The following is a 17,866-nucleotide window of genomic DNA, read 5'->3' as shown; positions in this document are numbered from 1 at the left end:
CTAATTTCATCACCCCCGCACACCCGCCACCGTGGCCCCACACACGCCCACCGCCCCGCCGCCCAACTTTCACGCACCACCGCCACGTCGAAAATATCCCCGGTTATCCACAGAGATACTCACTGTCGCTCTCCCGCGACACGCTATTGCGTTCGCACACTTTTTGTCGCCCGCCCCCCGCCAGGCCCTGTCGCGCGGCGTTTCGCGCCCGATCGGACGTTCGCGGGGTGGGGTTCGGCTGGTCAGTAGAGTCAGTGAAGTCAGTGGTCTTCTATTTCCAGTATTTCATTTTGCAACGTAGTCCTGATTAATTTTTCGCGAAAGGCGCGCGCGTAGGTATGAACAATAAACAGGGCAAAAATGACGCTGAAAAGGAGCTAAAAATGATCTCAAGCGATTGATTTTAAAGGAACAACGCAAAAGTGCGTTTACTGGAAATAGGAAACCACTGACTTCACTGATTCTACTGACCGGCGCAGGGATCAGGGCAGGCTGCCGGTCCGCACGCGTTCACGCGCAGCGCGTAGCTGGTTGGGGAAGCTCAGGTGGTGTTGCGCATAGACAGCGACACGTCGCCCGGCCACCTTGAACAGGCCGTCATCCGCATCGGGATTGCGCACCAGGCTGTAACCTGCGCGCTCCATGTGATGCGGGATGGTACGGCGGCGGCTGCGATCGGTCAGTTCGCTCTCCACCGAGCGCATGTTGTAGCGCATGGCACCGCTGACCAGATCGTCGACGGTCAACGCGGGCGGATCGCCGAGCAGTTCGATCAGGTCGCGCATCTCGCCGCGCTCGGGGGCCTCGCCCGCCGTCACCATGGCCCAGAAGGCGGGCGTGCGCGGCGGCGGAGCCTTCGGATCGAAGCGGGCCAGATCCCGTGCGCGCAGCCACGCAGCGACGTGGCCCAGGCCCCCGTCCTCGTACCAGGCCCATAGCGCCTGCCAGTAGGCGTCGCCGAAGTCGGCGGCAGTGGCTTCGCTCCACGCGACGAAATGGCGGCGGTCGTCGGCGGGCAGGTAGAGTCCGTCCGTCAGGTGGTTGGTCGTGAAGATCACGCCGCAGACATTGACGACGTAATACTCGCGCAGGTTCTTCTCGTCGACGCGCACCACATCGGGCGGTGCGGCCAGCAGCGGCTTGCAGTGCTCGTAGAAGGCATAGCGGTCGAGGTCTCCGAGGTCGCGCACCTCGGAGACGCGCACGATCACGTTGCGCACCCAGCCGTTGAAGCGCCCCTGCATGATGCGCGGGTTGATGTCGGCGAAGTTGTGCGCGCCGACTGCCGCGCGCACCGGTTCGAGCAGCGTGTCCTTGCCGATGCCGGGCGCGCCGCCGAGCATCAGCGCGTGGTTGATTTTCACGCCCGGGTGCTGCACCGCGTGCGCGAACCAGTCGGCGAGCTGCTCGACGTGATCGGGATACAGGCGCGCCAGATGGTCGAGCCACGGCTGCGCGCGCCGGGCCTGGCCGGGCGGCACGCGCGGCGGCGCGTAGAGGTTGTAGACGCAGGCGCCCGCGTGCGGCTGCCAGCCCGACACGATCATGACGCGCTCGCGCACCAGCTCGGCCTCGCCCGGCACCCATACGAGCTGCATGACCGGGCGGTGCTGGTCGAGCCACGTCGACGGTTTCAGGTGCTCGCGGCGCGGCAGTTTCGCGTTGATGCTCGCGACCGGCCAGATCTCGCGGGTGGGCGTGTGCAGGTAGCCGTGCGTGGGCAGGTACGCATAGAAGTCCTCGTAGCGGTAGCCTTCGGCGGGCTCCGGGGCGCCCGCGAGGTCCTGGGCGCGCCGCCGCCGCGGCAGGCCGGAGCGGGACTCAGCCATGGCAGGTTTTCTCCGCGTCCAGGATGCACGCCAGCGAACGCACCAGGCGCGCGTGCTCGCTGGTGGTGACCGAGCCGCGCCGCAGGACCGCCCCGATGATCACGACGACCTCGAGCAGCTCAAGCGTGAGCGCAGGCTGCCACTGCGCGTCGCTGAAACGCCGCATCACGGGGCGGGCCAGGTGAACGTCGTAGCCATCGTGTTCGCGCGGCGGGAACAGGTCGGCCAGATCGAGGCCGAGCGCGGCGGCGATCTCGCCGACGCCGCAGCCCGCGAAGCAGTGCACGAGTACCGTGCCGTCGCCCGTCTCGGTGACGGCCAGCGCCGGACGGCGGCCCTCGTGCGCGGGACACTGCGCGCGCCAGCGTCCGGGCGCGACCTCGCGCACGCCTTCGAGCCGTGCGAGCAGCGTCGTGACGGGCCGTGCCGCAGCCGCGTTCATTGCCAGGTCCGCCGGTACGCGGCGCGCTCGAGCATGATGAGGCGCCCCTCGTCAGGCCCGGCTGCGAGGCGCGCGCCGATCCGCTCGTCGTCCAGCCACACGACCACGGCAGGCGTCTCGCGCAGACCGTCGAACGCGTGCATCCGCACGACGCCGATCACCTCGCCCCGCCTCACCCTGTCTCGCCTCGTGCGCATGATCGTCACTCCCGCCCGGCTGCATCGCCGCATACGTCGCCGAACACATCGCTGAACATCACGCGCAGTTCCTCGCCGTGCACGGGCCGACAGCCATAGGCGCGCTCGGCCACCGCCGCATAATGGTCGGCGTTGCGCGCATAGTGGCCGCCGCGCCGGTGCGCCTCGGCGCGCACCAGCTCGCCCGGGGTCGGCAGGCTGCGCACATGCCAGGGGCGAACCACATACAGCGCTTTCATGGCGACCTCCTCGCCCGGGCCTTCATTGATGATCAGTGTCGGGGCCGCCGTCCTCGTCGGGCGGGCTCGACACCACCAGCGCGGCCTGCGCGAGCTGTTCGATATGACGCAGCGCATGGGCAGAGGGTGTCGGATGACTGCGCACTTCGCGTGCAGCGATCTCGCCGATCAGGTGCAGCGCGCCGCGCAGACGCGGCACATCGTGCACCGCGCGGCGGCGCTGCTGCTCGCCATGCGCGGCATGCAGACTCTTGCAGAACGGGTTCATCCCTGGGACTCCTTCCGGTTCATCGAGCGGCTCCACGACGACCTCGACGCGCGGATCGCGCGCATCGATCGCGTGAAACACATGCAGCTCGCGCACGCCGCGGTCGTTGGTGATCACGCCGCGCTGTGCCAGCACACGCGTCTGCCCATGGCCGCCCGGCGCGCGCACCCAGCGGTCCTGCAGGCAGTCGAGCACCAGCGCCGGGTCGAGGTCGGGCCGCTCGGTGCGGTACGCCATCCGCAGCGTGACCCGCACCGGCACATCGAGCCGCACGCGGCAGCGCGGCGGGATCTGTGCCAGGGCCATGCGTTCGAACGCGAGCGCCTTCGCGCTCTTGATCAGGCGCTGGCCTCCGGTGGCCTCGCCGGTGAGCGGATCGCGCGCACCGGATGGCACCAGGCGTCGGCTGTTGCTTTTCGACGCGGCCTCGCCGCGGATCGTGAAGGTGATGGCGCTCATGCGCCGCCCCTGAGCAGCAGCATCACCGCCCGGGCACCGAGCACGGCCTGCAGCGCCACCGTGACGGCACGCGTGCGGTCCGGGGGCGGTCGTGCCGGTACATGCCGTGCGAGATCCGCGAGGTTGCCGAGCGCCCCGATCAGGAACAGCGCCGCGTTGACGATGAGATAGAGGTTCATGATCCCGACCACTTCCAGCCGGTGAGCGCCAGCGCGCGCAGCTTCGCGATCTCTTCGGGCGTCATCCGCGCAAGCCGCGCGGGCGGCACGCCCATAAGGCCCACCAGCAGGGGCGGCGGCAGCGGGATCGTCCGGCGCTGTGGGCGCCACAGGTGCAGGCACCAGGGATGGTTGTTCACGTACTGCGCGCGCGCTGGATGCAGCTGCATCACCGTCTCGTCGGCCTCGAAGCACTGCTCCTTGACCCACGCCATCTCCTCCCAGGTCGGACAGCGCGCCTCGCCCGCCACCGTGATGCTCACGTGATCCCAGCTGTCGCCGTCCGAGACGATCACGTGCAGCACCACGCCCGTGGGCGCATGCAGATGGAACGCGCCGTTGTGCGCGTCGCCACCGAGGTGACGGAAGCGTCCGGCCTCCAGATGCGCAAGATCTCTCATGGCTGTCTCCACATTATTAGTTTTCCTTATTTCATGAACTAGTCCGCTCCGGTCCGCCCGTCACGATCCGGCAGTCCTGCTGCGCGAGCCACCACCATGCCAGCGCCAGAAACGCCGCGTTCGTGGTGCACTGCTGCCCGTAGCCGCGCCGCGCGTCGTAACACGGCAGCGTCCCGATCCCCTGCCGCATCAGCACCTGGGCACGCGTGTAGAGATCGCGCGTATGCACGGCGGCCCAGCTCAGGAGCCGCTCGTCCTCCATCCCGACGTAAGCCTGGACCGTCAGTGCCGGATACAGCCACCCCTGCTCCGGATGTCCGATCGCGTAGAGGCGCTTGGCGAACTCGGTCGCGCTGCCGCTCGCCCGTTCGAACCGGATCGTGAAGGTGTCCCAGGGCGTCTGGTCGGGCCGCATCCACTGCACGCGCGAGGCGATGCCGCGCATCGCGCCGTCCTCGCGGGTCTGCCAGGCATCGATACCGGCCAGCGCATCGAGCCGCCAGGCGAGATCCGTGCCGCTGACGGCCTCGACCGGCACCAGCTCACCGCCGCCGCACGCCGGTGCAACGATCGGCCACACCACCGCGCTGAACACACGGGCGCTGCGCGACAGGTCGTGAGCCACGTCAGGCGTCAATTTCGCATCCCCTTGTGCGGGCGATCTCGAGACAGCCGCGATCGATCTCGCAGCCGCGCCCGATGCGCCCCAGTCGGCCCGCCGCCAGCACGAACGTGCCGGTCCCGGCGAACGGATCGAACACCAGATCGCCCGCGCGGCTCGCGTGCCGGATGAACCGCTCGGCCAGCGCATCGGGTTTCTGCCAGGGATGAAAGCGCTCGCCATGCCGCCCGTCCGGCGCGTTGATGCAGTGCAACGCGAAATGCTCGGTCAGCAGCGGACAGTCGAGCGGCAGCGCATCCGGCCCCCGGTAATAAAGAATGGGGGTGCAGTTCTGGCGATAGTCGAGCGACGGGGCCGGACCGATCTCGTTGGTACAGCCCCAGAAGAGCATCTGCCCCTCCATCCCGTCCGGCACCTTGACTGACAGGTAGGCGCGCAGCTCCCGCAGATAGGCCCCGATGAAGATGTAGGCACGCCCGCTGCGCTTGAGCTTCGCCAGCGCCAGCGGCAGCCAGGTGCGTGCGAACGCACCGATGTCGCGGACATCGGTGCAGTACGGCGGATCGGTCAGGATCAGGTCGCAGGCGGGCTGCGCGGGCAGCCACGCGCAGCAGTCGCCGGCATGGATACGCGGCGTACTCGCCATGCCGGCGCGCGGCACTTCGAGCGCCTCGAGCGCGAGCAGCCGCCCGATGCCGCGCACCTGCTTTGCCACCGTGGCCGCGTCGCCCGTGACCAGTTGCTTCTGCTGTTCGCGGTCTTGCAGTCTGGCGACGCGCACCGCCGTCCGCAGTGCTACGAGACCCTGCTCGCACGCCTCGACGACTTCCGGCACGGCTCTCGCGCGGACCTCCACCGCACGCTGCACCGTCCGGCGAGATACGCCCAGCAGTTGCGCCGCGCGCTCCTGCGAAACGGCGTAATCAGGGTATACCCCAGAAACTGCGCCCATGGGCGCAGTTTCTGGGGTATACCCTGGATGCGAATCGGCCTGCATACCCGCCGTTTTCGGTGGGTGGCCTTCGCCCAGGTTGGCCAGTTTTGCCGCACTCATCGCAAGCTGCGACTCGTTCAGATGGCGGCGCAGAATGTTAAGGGCGACGATCACGCCAACCGGATCGTCGCCGCGATAGATGCGGCACTTCAGCGGTGCATGCTGCTGCTGGCGCGCGCGCAGGCGGCTGCGCCCGTCGATCAGCTGGCCGTTACCATCGAGCCACACCGCCTCGAGCTGGCCCTGCCGTTCGATGTCCTCGCACAGCGTCTGAAATTGCGCTTCGCTCATCGACGGCGGTAAGGAGGCGAGCGGATGAAGCGGCGGGTAGTCGAGCGTCTCGAACACGCCGTCGTCCGCGACGCGGGCAGCCTCGCGCAGAGAATGGATCGTCATGGCGATCCGCCCCTGCGCGCTGTCTCCGCTGCCGTCCGCGTCAGCGCGTCGTCAACAAGGGCGATGCGCCGCCCGATCCACGCCAGCACCGGCACCGCGATGCTGTTGCCGAGCGCCCGGTAGCGCGGCCCGTCCGCGGCAGGCCTGCCGCGGTACGGCACCTGCGTGTAGTCATCGGCGAACCCCATCAAACGCTCGGCCTCGCGGGGCGTCAGCCGCCGCACCTGCAGGGCCGGGGTCACGAGCGCGCCGACGCCGATCCCGTCGCACCCGCCACTGGGCGTCACCAGCGCGTTCGCGAGATCATCGCCGTGTACCTCGAGCCGCCGGCCTTCGGCGCGTCCGCGCACGGCCAGCACCCAGGGTGCCGCGTCCTGCGCGTCGTGCAGGATCGCCACCTGGCCGCCGCCGTTCGCGTGCGAGGCGGCATGATTCATGCCGCGCAGCGTCGGCGCGATCGCGTCCGCGCGGACGGAGCCGTGCGAGGTCTTGCTGTCGAATGCGACCGGCACCAGCGGCGTACCGCGACCCGTGCCGTCCTCGCTCGCGTCGAATCCTTCGCCGTTAAGGGCATGCGCAACGAGCAGCGTCTCGGACTCCGCGTCGATGCGCTCGTTGCTCGAGGTCAGCACGCGGGCGATGCCGGGGATCAGCGCGCCATCACACTCGGCATCGGTGCCGAGGCCGCCACCGCCGCGAGTGCGCGCGCTAACGGTGGGGGCAAGGTCTTGCCCCGTTTCGCGGCACGGCGCAGGATCCCCGCGCACGCTTTCGGGCTCAAGCAGTACCGCGGCGGCAGCGGCGGCGTTTCCAGCACAGCCGACAACGAACACACGGCGGCGTCGCTGGGCCAGGCCGAAGTACTGAGCATCCAGCACCCGCCAGGCGATGCCGTACCCGAGGTCAGCCAGCGCCCCGATGAGGGTGCCAAAATCCCGTCCGCCGTTCGTGGACAGCACACCGGCCACGTTCTCCCACACGAACCAGCGGGGCGCAAACTGGCGAGCAGCGGCAAGCCACACAAGCGCGAGCTGGCCACGCGGATCATCCAGTCCCGCGCGGCGTCCGGCGATGCTGAACGAGGGACAGGGCGTTCCGGCCACGAGAAGGTCAACTGCTCCGACACGCCAGGCCTCGTAACCGTGGATATCGCCAAGATTGGGCACACCCGGATAGCGATGCGCGAGCACCGCGCACGCGAACGGCTCGATCTCGGCGAACGCGACCGGCGTCCAGCCCAGCGGCAGCCAGGCGGCGCTCGCGGCTTCGATGCCGGAGCACAGCGACAGATAGTGCATGACGGCCCCGCCTCAGGCGGGTCCGTTCCACTGCGCCATCTGCGTCATGTGCGCGAGCAGCACCTCGCCGGGACGCAGCCCCGAAGCGTCGCACTGCAGCGCACATCCGCGCTGCTCCATCTCGACGGCCTCGCGCAGATAACGCGCGAGCAGCGCCCCCAGTCCATCGCCGGTCAGCGGGTGCACCATCACCCGCATCGGAGTCCCGCCGTGCCGCGTGCCGGCCTCTCGCGTCGGCATGTTGCCGCCGCACCCAGTCGTGCTGTTCATGTCCGCTCTCCCGATCCAGGCGTCAACGACAGCGCCGCGCGCGGCGCGAGCCGCACGCACGCACACCGCGCCGGAGCACGGTCTGCCCTATCTGTCGTGACTCAGGTTGATGACGGGCGGGCGCTTAGCGCCCCCGCTCGGTGGGGATGGCGGCGGCGGTCGTGAGACCGCAGCAGCGTGCAGGGATGACAGCGGACGGCGCGATGCCGGTGCCGCGCGATGCCTGCGCTCGCGCTCCGGTACGCGTGGGAGAAGGACTTCTTCGCGCGTTTCGCGACGCGCGTCAGAAATGAAAGGGAGGACATTGCTGTTCCCGGCAGGTGAGCCGGGCTGCGAGAAAAGTTAACGCGGTGAACCCCATCATCGCGCGTCGCCTGTCATGACACGCATCGCGACAGGCGCCGTGATGCGCATTCCGCCGTAATGAGCTTGCAGGCGTGTGGTGGCGGTAGAACAGGTTGAATGAAAGCGTCATGGAACACAAGCGTAGTGCGAAAAAACGGGAAGTCAACCGGATGCACCGAATCTGCACCGCACGCAGAAATGCCCTGAAACAGGGGGTGAAATGCAGATCCTGAAAGGTCACGTCGTGGGCGACGCGCGCACGACCTGTCGCGATTACCTCGCCGCGCACGGAAACAATTTCGTGCTTGGGAAACCATCTTCCGTGTCCTATCGTTCCGTTCCACACGCTGCACGAACGCTGCTCCTTCCGTCATGAATCATTCAGGTTTCCTTCCCATCTCCGCGCCCGCTGCCGCGAGGCTGGTGTGAGCATGGACATCCCTGCCCACGGTCGCCTCGACCATCTGCCTGCCACCGAGTATTTCTCGCGCGAGGCGTTTTCCTCGAGCGGCGTGAAGCACCTGCTGCGCTCGGCGGCGCACTATGACGCCTGGCGCACCGCGCCGCGCGAGCCCTCATCCGAGATGGCCTTCGGCACCGTGGTCCACGCGCTGGTGCTCGAACCGGACCGCGCGCCGCCCGTCGCGATCGCGCCGGAGTGCGAACGGCGATCAAATGCTGACAAGGCGACGTGGAACGCCTTCGAAGCGGGTCTCGAAGGCCGCATTGCCCTGAAGCAGGCCGAGTTCGACCGCGCGCAGCGCGTGCGCGACGCCGTGCAGGGTCATCCCGCCGCGCGCGAGCTGCTGGCCGGTATCACGAGCGAGGTGAGCCTGTTCTGGGAGGACGACGAATTCGGCATCCCGTGCAAGGCCCGGCTCGATGCGCTGCGTGGCGACGGCGGCATCGTTGACCTGAAGACCACGCGTAACGCGTGCGCCGATGAGTTCGCACGCTCGGTCGCCCGCTATGCCTATCACGCCCAGGCCGCGCATTACAGCAGCGGCTGCGAGCATGTGCTCGATGCCTCACCCCGGTTCTACGCATGGGTCGCCATCGAGACCGAACCGCCGTTCGGCTGCGCCTGCTATGTGGCCGGTACCGACGCGCTGTGCGCGGGCCGCGACCTGGTGGTTGAAGCCGCACGCATCTATGCCCGCGCGCGGCGCGAGGGTCGCTGGCGCGGCTATCCCGACACGCTCCAGCCGCTCGTCATGCCGTCCTGGGCGCTGCGTCTGCCCACCCTTGCGCAGGAAGACTGATCATGCCGATCCCGCATCACATCCAGGCGTTCCGCGCCGATATTCTCTCCGACCGGCAGATCGGACAGATCGCCCTCGTGCTGCCGCCCGGCATGGATCCGCGCGCCTTCGCGCGGGTGGCCGCGACCGCCGTGCTGTCCACGCCGGATCTCTACGAGATCGAGCAGACCTCGCTGCTCGCCGCGTGCATGGAGGCCGCCCAGGACGGCCTGCTGCCCGATGGCCGTGAAGGCGCGATCGTGCCGTTCACCGACACGAAGCATCACGTGAAGCGCGCCAGCTGGATTCCGATGGTCGGCGGACTGCTCAAGCTCGTGCGCCAGAGCGGCGAACTGCTCGATGTGGCTGCGTACATCGTGCGCACGAACGATCTCTTCGAATACGAGGTCAATGAGCACGGCGTGCATTTCCGGCACCGCCCGGATGTCCTCCATCCCGGTGCCCCGCCGCTGCTCGTGTACGCGTTCGCCCGCATGAAAGAAGGCGGCGTGTATTTCGAATCGATGCCGTGGAGCGAGATCGAGCACTTTCGCGAACTCACGAAAGCGCACGCCCCGGACGCGCCGTGGCAGCAATGGCCCGACGAGATGGCGAAGGTCAGGCCGCTCAAGCGCCTCGCCAAGCGCCTGCCGATGAGCGTAGCAGCGCATGACGCACTGCGCCGCGACGACCAGCGCGACGCCCGTTATCTCGGCCAGTCGCCCGGGCCGGGGACCGATGATCCGGTGGGCACGATCAATGCCGCGATCCGCGAGGCCACCGCCGCGCAGTCTGCCGACCCGCCACCGTCCGCTGACGAAGCCGCCGATGCCCAGCCGGCATCGGGCGAGGAGCCCGCGACACGCAACCCGCCGCCCGGAACTGACGGTGACGAAGCCGCCGACGCAAAGCCGACGCTTGCCTTCACCTATGCCCAGGTTGCCGAGCGGCTGAACCGCGCGAAGAACCGCGCGGCGCTCGCTGCCGCCGCGAAGCTGATCGACGCGGTGACCGACGACGCGCAGCGCGAGGAGCTGCGCGCGCTGGCCGGTGAGATCGGCGCAGAGCTGGCCGCGAAGGCCAAAGGCAACCCGACGTAATCGCACTCGCGCGTCGCGGCCCGCGCGTGATGGCCGCATCCAATTAAGGAGTCCACAATGTTAGACGAAGCCCTGCTGGCGGCCGATTTCGCCGCCTTCGAAGCGCAGCATCCGGTCCCCGCCGACCAGCGCGAGCTGGCCCGCACGCTCTTCTATTTCGGCGCGGCCTGCGTCATCGACATCGTCCGCATTATCGGCAGCGGCCGGCACACGCCCGAACAGGCGCAGGCCGTGTTCGACAGCGTGCGTCGCGAGGTGGGCACCTTCAGCATGCAGCAGATGGTCGCCAGCCTGTTCGAGGGCCTCACCGTGGAGGTCATCCGCGTGGACGCTGCGCCCTCCGGCGCGCACTAAGGCGCGCCCCTCTGGCCGTATCGACTGAAGGAGTCCATCATGCCTGCACGTACCTCCCGCAACCCGCCGTCCGTCGAGATCGAGATCGCTCCGGTCGAGCATGGCATTGCCCGCGTCTTCATCCGGGGACGCACGCCGCTGATCCTGAACCGGTTCAGCGAGAAGGCCCGGCACGAACTGCTGCTGCCCGGCGGGCGCAAGAACGCCGCCGAGCGCGCCCAGTCGCTCAAGCACGATCCGCTCGCCGAGTTCGCCGCCGCCGCGCACCGGCTCGTGGATGAGCATGCGCCGACCCTGCTCGCGTTTCCTGCCACCGCCCTCAAGGGGGCCATGCGCGACGCCGCGCTCGAGATGAAGGGCACCTCCAAGGCCCAGATCGGACGCCTGACCTTCATCGGCGCCGACCTGATCCCGGTGTTCGGCATCCCCCATGTGCTGTGCTCGACCGTGCGCATGGCCGATCCCGGTCGCACACCCGATATCCGCACGCGCGTGATCCTGCCCGAATGGGCCGCAGTGGCCGAGATCACCTTCGTCACGCCCCAGTTGCGCGCGCAGTCGATCCTCAACCTGCTGCATGCAGCAGGCCTCATCTGCGGGATCGGCGACTGGCGTCCGCAGAAGGGCTCGGGCTCCTACGGCCAGTTTGAGGTCGTCAACGCCGACGACGCCGTGCTCATGCGGCTGGTGAAGTCCGGCGCACGCAAACAGCAGCTTGCCGCGATGAAAGCACCGGTCGCCTGGAACAGCGAATCGCAGGAACTGCTCGCCTGGTACAACGTCGAGCTGCGCCGGCGCGGCCTGCGTGAAGCCGCGTAAGGAGAACGCCATGCGCAGAAGGCCGACCAGCGACGCGATCCGCGACCACCTCCAGCAGCTCTATGACAGCAACGGCAAGCTGCTCACGCCGAAGACCGTGTTGCATGACGCACGGCGCGCCCATTCGCCGCTGCACCACCTGTTCGAATGGGACGACACGCGGGCTGCCGAACTCTACCGGACCGATCAGGCACGCGAGCTGATCCGCAGCGTGCGCGTCGAGGTGCGCGTGCGCCGCGAAACGCTCTCGGTGCCGGCGTGGGTCCATACGCCGCGAACCGGCAGTGGCTACGTCAGTATCGCGAAGGTCCGCAGCCGCAGCGCCGAGGCGCGCCTGACTCTGATGGCCGAACTCGCGACGATCCGCGGGGCGCTGGCGCGCGCCCGGTCGCTGGCGAGTGCGCTGGGCTTCGAACAGGAGATCGAGACCCTGCTCAGCGAGGTGGCCGACCTGGCCTCGCGCGCCGGGCGGGTCGCAGCCTGAGCCGGGGCCCGGTGCGACAAGGCCAGGATGGACAGTACAAGGCGCGGCGTGGCAAGGCCGAGCTGGGCGCGGCCAGGCAGGCGTGACTGGGCATAACAAGGCGCCGCAAGGTTCTGCGGGGCATGGCGGGGCTAGGCCAGGCTGGGCCCGGTTCGGCAAGGCAGGCACGGTTTGGCTTGCGACGGTTGGGCTTCACCGGCTGGGATAGGCGCTTGAGGCAGGGCCCGGTTCGGTTCGGCGCGATACGGCAAGGCAGGCGCGGTTGGGTGCGGCGTGGCGGCGCTGGGCATGGCATATCCGGCGAGGCTCTTTTGGCTAGGCGGGGTTGGGTGAGGCCTGGCGAGGCAGGCACGGTTATTTTTTACAGGAAGGAGTCCTGATGATGAATCATTATCCCACGCTGGCTGCGGTACTGGCGATGGACGCGCAGGCGCTGTTCGACCACATCGCATGCCATCTCATCATGCAGGGCTGCGCCTGCCGGCACGTGAGCCGGGACGGCGACGTGACGTGCCTGTATCGCGACGCCCAGGGCCGCGCCTGCGCGATCGGCGCCGTCCTTCCCAATGAGCTGTATTGCGCCGTACTTGAAGGCCGCAGCCTCGCCAACCTGATCCCGTTTCTGCGTTACACGGGACCGCAGGCGGCGCGCATGCTCGCACAGTTCATGGAGCGCCATCTCGGCCTGCTCGCGCCGCTGCAGGGCATTCACGACACCCACCCGCCCAGCCAGTGGCCCGATGAACTCAGCCGCCACGCCCGGCGGCTCGGGCTCGATACGGCAGCGCTGCAGGCGGCCCTGATCCTGCGCGAGGCGCACCGGCCCTCGCGCGTGTGCGAGGAGCCCGCCGATGCCTGCGCGTAGTCATCGCGCGTCTGGAGGTCATGAACGGGGGCCGAGATGAGGTGTTTCATCCCGGACAAGAACCTGCGCCGGCTGCTCGGACGCTATCCGGAGCTGGAGGTCAGCCGCACGCGTCGGCATCTGCGCGTGGTTCGCCCGGATACGGGCGACTTCATCATCCTGTCGCTGACCAGCTCCGACTGGCGCAGCCTGCGCAAGGTGCGCCGCGACCTCGAGCATCTGCGCACGGGCGACGGCTATCTGGGCCGGGCGGCAAGGCAGCGGGCCTGAGAAGGGACGGAGAGCAGGGGCATCATGAAAACGCCAGCAGAGGACCAACCGGTCACGGCGTTGGTCGACACACGCTATCAGTCGATGTGCCGCGCCATCGCTGAATGTCATGCGGTCGACGAGATCAAGGCGCTACACGACCAGGCGCTCGCACTCGAAATCTATGCCCGCCAGGCGCAGAACTTCGAGGCTGAGCGCAAGGCGACCGAGATCCGCATCCGCGCCGAACGGCAGGCGGGCGAGCTGCTGCATCGCATGGCGCGGGCCACTCCGAGTGGCAACAACCAGCACGTCAGAAAAGAGGATGTGTCACGCGACGTGACACATCCTCCCCGGCTGGACGAACTCGGCATCAGCCGTAACCAGTCGAGCCGCTGGCAGCAGTTGGCCGATGTACCCGATGAGACCTTCGAAGCCGTGCTGGCTGACAAAAGCGAACCCGTTTCGACCACGCGGATCATCGAGGCGCACCTGCCGCCGGTGATCATCCACAGACCGCTCAAGCCCGAACAGCTGGCGATCCAGTTTCTGGAATACCTGTATGCGTTTGAACGGCACGGTTATTTCGAGCGCGACATGGGTGCCGCGCTTGCTGCCACGACCCCCACCGTGCGCCGGGAGATCCTGGACCTCGCCGCACGTATCGGTGCTTTTCTTGTCTCAACCGGAGCAAGGCATGACGACTGAACACGCGCAGATCATGGCCATGATCGATCAGGTTTTTAACGACATGCGTCATCGCAACGAGGTGAGCATTAATCCGGTCGCCGTCGGCGACAAGGTCGCCGCGCTGCTTGATCCAGCACGACGCGCACCGGCCCTTGCGTATTACACCTCCAGCATGAAATGTCGCGACTATGCCCGCGAGCGCGTACGCCAGCGCGTGGCCGAACTGCATGCGCTCAGCCAGGGCGAGTTCGAACTGGAGCCCTACTGTCCCACCGGACGCGGCGACGAATACGTGCTGCGCGAAGAGATGACGCTCGATGAACGCACCGCGTTCTCCGAATCGCTCGGGCGCGAAATCGGCACCAAGACGGTTCACAAGATGGCATTCGATGAGGAGACGAACGATCTGATCGCTGCCGGCCACTTCGACGAACGGGGCCGCCCGCGCCACACCCGTCGCGTGTTCGACGATCAGGACCCGACGGCATGAGAGACAACCCTGCAGTGCTGGCCGAAGCCCTGGCGCTTGCGAGCGCAAGCGACGATACAGGCTGGGTCAACGATGCCGCCGTGCTGGTGCTGTTCGACCGCACGCCGGGCGACTTCAGTTTCGTGCCCTGCGCCTTTGCGGTGCTGGTGGAGGTCGATGTCGGGAGCAAGATACTCCGGCACCGGGCCTTCGCGCTCGATGCCGGACGCCGCTGCGTGCGCGAGCTGGAGCCGGATGAAGCCCTCGCGCTGCGCGTGCTGTATCACACGCAACTGATCCAGGCGTGCAAGAGCCGCGAAGCGCGCGAGCGGCATCGGGTGGCCTTCAGCGAAGCCGGATACCGTCTGCCTCACCTGATGCGACAGGACAGCCCATGAAGGCCCGACGCGGCACCAGCCCACCCCCCATCCCGGCCCCACCAGTCGTCGACCCCGACGATCCGTCCATGGGGCTGCTCGCTGGCGTCATCATGAGCGCGAACGGCCAGCCGGGGCTAACCGTGACCACTGTCGACGGACATCCCGCGACGCTCGCCGTACTCGACGAGACCGGTCACGTCCTGCACAGCGGGCCCGCCGTGGGCGAGGAAGCATGGAGCGTCGTCGTCCATGCCTATCGCCTGTTCTGGCAGGGCCAGGGCTATCTGAAGGTCTATGGGACACCCGAGGGCTTCACGCAGGACCCAACGCGCGAAGATTGAGTGCTCAGGCCACCCGCCGCACGCTCTTCGTGTGGGCTCGCGGTTTCACCGTTTCATCAGACCGGTCGATGTGTCCGTTGAGTACGGCGCGCAGGTTCACCGCCGAGCCTGCCCGCCACGCTCCCGTTTTGCGGTCAACGTGAAGCAGCCGGGAAACGCCTGCCTTCGACACCAGCAGCATGTCGATAGTCGGACTGCCCGCCTGCCGCCTGAAGCCATGGTGGTAAATCGCGATCCGCTCGAACGTGTCGGCCACCAGTTGCCGGGCCTGCAGCCGCGCTCCGGCGTCGAGCATCTCGACACCCTTCACCAGATTCGCCCACGCCTTCGCCGCCGTGGGTACTGCAGACTTGCGCGTGGTCGCCAGTTCGTGCTCCAGCGTCGCGACCGCCTCCTGCTCAACGACGAGTTGCGCCTCCAGTTGCCGGGCCTTGCGCGTAAACGAGGCCGGTGCCGCCGCCTCGTCCTCCAGCAGCGCCTCGGTGAGCCGGTCGATCTGCGCCTGGGTTTTCGCCACGCGCTCACGTGCGAGCGCGAGTTTGCCCGCCAGCGGCGAGATCCTGTCGCTCCCCTTGAGCAATGCGTCCAGGTTCATCTGGTCGGCGCAGTAATTCATCAGCGCCCGCTCGATTGGCACAATGCTGCAACTACCCGCGTCGCAACGATCCGCCTTCAGATGTCCCGAGCAGATGATCCGCCGGTGCCCGTCCTGCGGCAGCCCGTTGGCCTGACGGTTTCGTTTGTTCGAGTTCTGGGCCGTCATGGGTCCGCCGCAATAGCCGCAGTGCGCAATCCGCAGTCCGGTTACGATGCCCGGGATTTCTCCCTTGCCGGCGCGTCGCCCCCGCTGGCGCATCATGTGCTGCAGTTCGGCAAACTCGGCTTCGGTCAGCAGCGCCGGATAGTAATCCTTGAGGACATAGCTCTTGCCATCGACCATTAGGGTTTTTTCGCCGATCAACGCACGATTCTCCATGATCCGGTGAATGCGCGGTGCCGCGCTCACGCCCGCCTCCGCGAGCAACGCCTGCGGCCCGGCTATCTGCATGATTTTCGTCGTGCCATATCCCTGCCGGTAGTAGCCGATCACCGACCGGATCACGGTAGCATGGCGCTCTACAAGGACGTAGCCTTTCTCAGGCACCCATTCGATCCAGCGCGGATCGTGGCCACCAGCGAAAACGGTTCGTAAGTCACCATTGACCCAACCTTCGCACCGCCGTCTGATGGCCGCTCTTACCCGTTGGCTTTTTGTTTCCGACTCCTCGTGCGCGCGGATCATCACCAGCAGGCTGTAGACGAGATCCATCGGCTGGGCCTTGAGGGTGCGCGCATTGTATTCACGGTTATCGCACGCCGTGACCACCGTCACGTTGCCATTGATGATCTGTGCAAGCTGGCCCTGCGCGATAAGCGGCTCGGCACGCGAGAGCCGGTCCAGCCCCTCGACGATCAGCACCGAACCGGCGGGAATGCGCCCCTCCTCGACGGCACGCAGAAAGGTGCCCAGCGCGCCCTGCTTGACGTGTCGCTGACGATAAGCCGACAAACCTTCATCACGTAGTGTAAAGGACGCATCGAGCGTCAGGTCGTGGTCGGCAGCCCAGCGGCTCGCATATTCCATCTGCCGGGCGGCACTGGTGCCGTTGGCCTGCTTGGGGTCGCTGAAACGAAGGTAGCTGTAGACACGCGGCTTCATGATTCCGTTTACTATAGACGTTGTGGAATCCTGAGGTTATATCCATTTACCCTCGGCTTCGCCGGCGCGCAGATTCCGGGCGGCGTGTTGCTCGACCATTTCGGGCCTCGCCGCGTGACGTCGTGCGTGATGCTGATTGCAGCCGCGGGCGCACTGATCTTCGGACTCTCTCACAGCATCGGCATGATGATGCTGGGGCGACTCTTGATTGGCGTCGGCGTCTCAGTCTGCCTGGGAGGAGCATTCAAGGCCACTGCCCAGCATTTCCCCGTATCGCATCTCACGCTCGTCAACGGACTCGTGATGGCCGTGGGAGGGCTCGGCGGCGTCGCCGTGGGTACGCCGCTCTCGTGGCTGCTTTCTGTCGCGCCGTGGCGTGCAGTGAGCGTCGGCCTCGCCGTCCTCACTGTCACCGTCGCGTCGATCATCTGGATCGGCGGACCGCGCACGCGTAACAACCATCATCAGGCCAGCGTCCTCGAACAGTTCAAAGGCACCGCCCATATCCTCCGAAGCCGTGTCTTCTGGAAAACCGCGACGTTCTCGGCACTGACCCAGACCGTGTTCTACGCGATGCAGTCGCTCTGGGTCGGCAGCTTCCTGCGTGACGTCGTGCCGGCCGGCACCACGGACGTGACCGCGCGCGCCGCGTCGCTCGTATCGGTGCTGGGCGGTGCGTTCATTGTCGGCAACATTGGCTTCGGCGCGCTCGCGCGCGCATTTGAGCGGCGTGGCGTCAGCGTGCAATTGTTCTCGGGTGTGACGATGACATTGTTCGTGCTCGTGCAGGTGCTGCTCGCCGCTCGCGTGTCGCTCCCCGCGTCGATGCTGTGGGCGGCCTACGGCGCACTCGGCAGCACTGGAATTCTCACCTACGCTGTCCTCGCGGAATACTTTCCGCCGCGCATGATCGGCCGCGTGAACACGACTTTCACACTCGTCATCTTCGTCGGTATCTTCGTTACGCAGATCGCGATTGGCGCGGCGCTCGCACACTGGCCCGCGCTCGACGGCCACTATCCGGCCGTTGCGCATCAAACCGTGTGGGCGGGGCTGATCGCGCTGCAACTGCTGGGTGGCGCCTGGTACTTCATGCCTGCCCGGCGCGCGAGCACCGAACCGCGCACCGTAGAACCCTGACGTGCGCGTGCAGTAGCGGTGTTTTCCACGCGAAGGTGCCGCTTGCCGCAGAGCTCG

General features: G+C 67.3%; 23 protein-coding genes and 1 pseudogene. 12 read left to right on the top strand and 12 right to left on the bottom strand.

Annotated elements, in window-relative coordinates:
• Positions 1-482: 482 nt before the first annotated feature.
• Genes L0U80_RS19520 through L0U80_RS19470 form a run of 11 tightly spaced genes read right to left on the bottom strand, consistent with a single transcriptional unit; the run spans position 483 to position 7,633 of the window.
• On the bottom strand, positions 483-1,829 hold the full coding sequence (locus tag L0U80_RS19520) for a primase-helicase family protein (RefSeq protein WP_233868637.1): 1,347 nt from the start codon (positions 1,827-1,829) through the stop codon (positions 483-485).
• Positions 1,822-2,271 (bottom strand): DNA primase, encoded by a 450-nt coding sequence (locus L0U80_RS19515; RefSeq protein ID WP_233868634.1) that lies wholly within the window; start codon positions 2,269-2,271, stop codon positions 1,822-1,824. Before L0U80_RS19515 ends, L0U80_RS19520 begins: the two co-directional genes overlap by 8 nt.
• Entirely contained in the window at positions 2,268-2,468 is a 201-nt protein-coding gene (locus L0U80_RS19510) for a hypothetical protein (protein WP_233868631.1), read from the bottom strand. The genes L0U80_RS19515 and L0U80_RS19510 overlap by 4 nt, the downstream gene beginning before the upstream one ends.
• Before the next feature lie 5 nt (positions 2,469-2,473).
• Positions 2,474-2,707 carry a hypothetical protein gene (locus L0U80_RS19505; protein ID WP_233868629.1) on the bottom strand — a complete coding sequence of 78 codons (234 nt, stop codon included), beginning with the start codon at positions 2,705-2,707 and terminating at the stop codon, positions 2,474-2,476.
• A 22-nt stretch (positions 2,708-2,729) separates the two neighbouring features.
• Positions 2,730-3,434 carry a RusA family crossover junction endodeoxyribonuclease gene (locus L0U80_RS19500; RefSeq protein WP_233868624.1) on the bottom strand — a complete coding sequence of 235 codons (705 nt, stop codon included), beginning with the start codon at positions 3,432-3,434 and terminating at the stop codon, positions 2,730-2,732.
• Positions 3,431-3,613: a hypothetical protein gene (locus L0U80_RS19495; RefSeq protein ID WP_233868622.1), complete on the bottom strand. Its 183-nt coding sequence runs from the start codon at positions 3,611-3,613 to the stop codon at positions 3,431-3,433. Before L0U80_RS19495 ends, L0U80_RS19500 begins: the two co-directional genes overlap by 4 nt.
• The gene (locus L0U80_RS19490) at positions 3,610-4,053 is read right to left on the bottom strand and encodes a DUF7694 domain-containing protein (RefSeq protein WP_233868619.1); all 444 of its coding nucleotides are present in this window, start codon (positions 4,051-4,053) and stop codon (positions 3,610-3,612) included. The genes L0U80_RS19495 and L0U80_RS19490 overlap by 4 nt, the downstream gene beginning before the upstream one ends.
• Positions 4,054-4,084: 31 nt before the next feature.
• Positions 4,085-4,690: a hypothetical protein gene (locus L0U80_RS19485; RefSeq protein WP_233867220.1), complete on the bottom strand. Its 606-nt coding sequence runs from the start codon at positions 4,688-4,690 to the stop codon at positions 4,085-4,087.
• Positions 4,680-6,017: a DNA methyltransferase gene (locus L0U80_RS31685; protein WP_233867222.1), complete on the bottom strand. Its 1,338-nt coding sequence runs from the start codon at positions 6,015-6,017 to the stop codon at positions 4,680-4,682. The genes L0U80_RS19485 and L0U80_RS31685 overlap by 11 nt, the downstream gene beginning before the upstream one ends.
• Positions 6,018-6,061: 44 nt before the next feature.
• A complete protein-coding gene (locus L0U80_RS19475) occupies positions 6,062-7,363 on the bottom strand; it encodes a DNA cytosine methyltransferase (protein WP_233868616.1) in 1,302 nt (433 codons plus the stop codon).
• A 12-nt stretch (positions 7,364-7,375) separates the two neighbouring features.
• Positions 7,376-7,633, bottom strand: coding sequence for a hypothetical protein (locus L0U80_RS19470; protein ID WP_233868613.1), 258 nt, complete (start codon positions 7,631-7,633; stop codon positions 7,376-7,378).
• Between the two features lie 776 nt (positions 7,634-8,409).
• Between L0U80_RS19470 and L0U80_RS19465 the strand changes: the two genes are divergently transcribed.
• The 11 genes from L0U80_RS19465 (at position 8,410) to L0U80_RS19415 (ending at position 14,970) form a co-directional block, all read left to right on the top strand.
• Entirely contained in the window at positions 8,410-9,240 is an 831-nt protein-coding gene (locus L0U80_RS19465) for a PD-(D/E)XK nuclease-like domain-containing protein (RefSeq protein WP_233867233.1), read from the top strand.
• A gap of 2 nt (positions 9,241-9,242) precedes the next feature.
• Positions 9,243-10,319: a recombinase RecT gene (locus L0U80_RS19460; RefSeq protein ID WP_233868610.1), complete on the top strand. Its 1,077-nt coding sequence runs from the start codon at positions 9,243-9,245 to the stop codon at positions 10,317-10,319.
• A gap of 57 nt (positions 10,320-10,376) precedes the next feature.
• Positions 10,377-10,673, top strand: coding sequence for a hypothetical protein (locus L0U80_RS19455; protein ID WP_233868607.1), 297 nt, complete (start codon positions 10,377-10,379; stop codon positions 10,671-10,673).
• A gap of 39 nt (positions 10,674-10,712) precedes the next feature.
• Positions 10,713-11,492 (top strand): hypothetical protein, encoded by a 780-nt coding sequence (locus L0U80_RS19450; protein WP_233868604.1) that lies wholly within the window; start codon positions 10,713-10,715, stop codon positions 11,490-11,492.
• A 10-nt stretch (positions 11,493-11,502) separates the two neighbouring features.
• Positions 11,503-11,976 carry a hypothetical protein gene (locus L0U80_RS19445; RefSeq protein WP_233868601.1) on the top strand — a complete coding sequence of 158 codons (474 nt, stop codon included), beginning with the start codon at positions 11,503-11,505 and terminating at the stop codon, positions 11,974-11,976.
• A 379-nt stretch (positions 11,977-12,355) separates the two neighbouring features.
• Positions 12,356-12,841 (top strand): hypothetical protein, encoded by a 486-nt coding sequence (locus L0U80_RS19440; RefSeq protein ID WP_233868598.1) that lies wholly within the window; start codon positions 12,356-12,358, stop codon positions 12,839-12,841.
• 36 nt (positions 12,842-12,877) lie between these two features.
• Entirely contained in the window at positions 12,878-13,111 is a 234-nt protein-coding gene (locus L0U80_RS19435; protein WP_233867250.1) for a hypothetical protein, read from the top strand.
• Between the two features lie 60 nt (positions 13,112-13,171).
• The gene (locus L0U80_RS19430; RefSeq protein WP_233867251.1) at positions 13,172-13,798 is read left to right on the top strand and encodes a hypothetical protein; all 627 of its coding nucleotides are present in this window, start codon (positions 13,172-13,174) and stop codon (positions 13,796-13,798) included.
• Positions 13,788-14,270: a hypothetical protein gene (locus tag L0U80_RS19425; protein ID WP_233867254.1), complete on the top strand. Its 483-nt coding sequence runs from the start codon at positions 13,788-13,790 to the stop codon at positions 14,268-14,270. Before L0U80_RS19430 ends, L0U80_RS19425 begins: the two co-directional genes overlap by 11 nt.
• Complete coding sequence (locus tag L0U80_RS19420; protein WP_233867255.1) at positions 14,267-14,647, top strand: hypothetical protein; 381 nt, start codon at positions 14,267-14,269, stop codon at positions 14,645-14,647. Before L0U80_RS19425 ends, L0U80_RS19420 begins: the two co-directional genes overlap by 4 nt.
• Complete coding sequence (locus tag L0U80_RS19415) at positions 14,644-14,970, top strand: hypothetical protein (protein ID WP_233867258.1); 327 nt, start codon at positions 14,644-14,646, stop codon at positions 14,968-14,970. The genes L0U80_RS19420 and L0U80_RS19415 overlap by 4 nt, the downstream gene beginning before the upstream one ends.
• 4 nt (positions 14,971-14,974) lie before the next feature.
• Here L0U80_RS19415 and L0U80_RS19410 read toward each other — a convergent pair whose 3' ends face one another.
• The gene (locus L0U80_RS19410) at positions 14,975-16,669 is read right to left on the bottom strand and encodes a recombinase family protein (RefSeq protein WP_233867260.1); all 1,695 of its coding nucleotides are present in this window, start codon (positions 16,667-16,669) and stop codon (positions 14,975-14,977) included.
• 45 nt (positions 16,670-16,714) lie between these two features.
• Between L0U80_RS19410 and L0U80_RS19405 the strand changes: the two are divergent.
• Positions 16,715-17,809: pseudogene (locus L0U80_RS19405) on the top strand (MFS transporter); the annotation flags it as partial.
• Between the last annotated feature and the right edge of the window lie 57 nt (positions 17,810-17,866).

Origin of the sequence: Paraburkholderia adhaesiva, from assembly GCF_021390575.1 — a bacterium.
In the GTDB taxonomy this organism is placed as follows: domain Bacteria; phylum Pseudomonadota; class Gammaproteobacteria; order Burkholderiales; family Burkholderiaceae; genus Paraburkholderia; species Paraburkholderia adhaesiva.
Note: the sequence above shows the minus strand (reverse complement) of the source record. Positions and strands in the feature narration are given on the sequence as shown.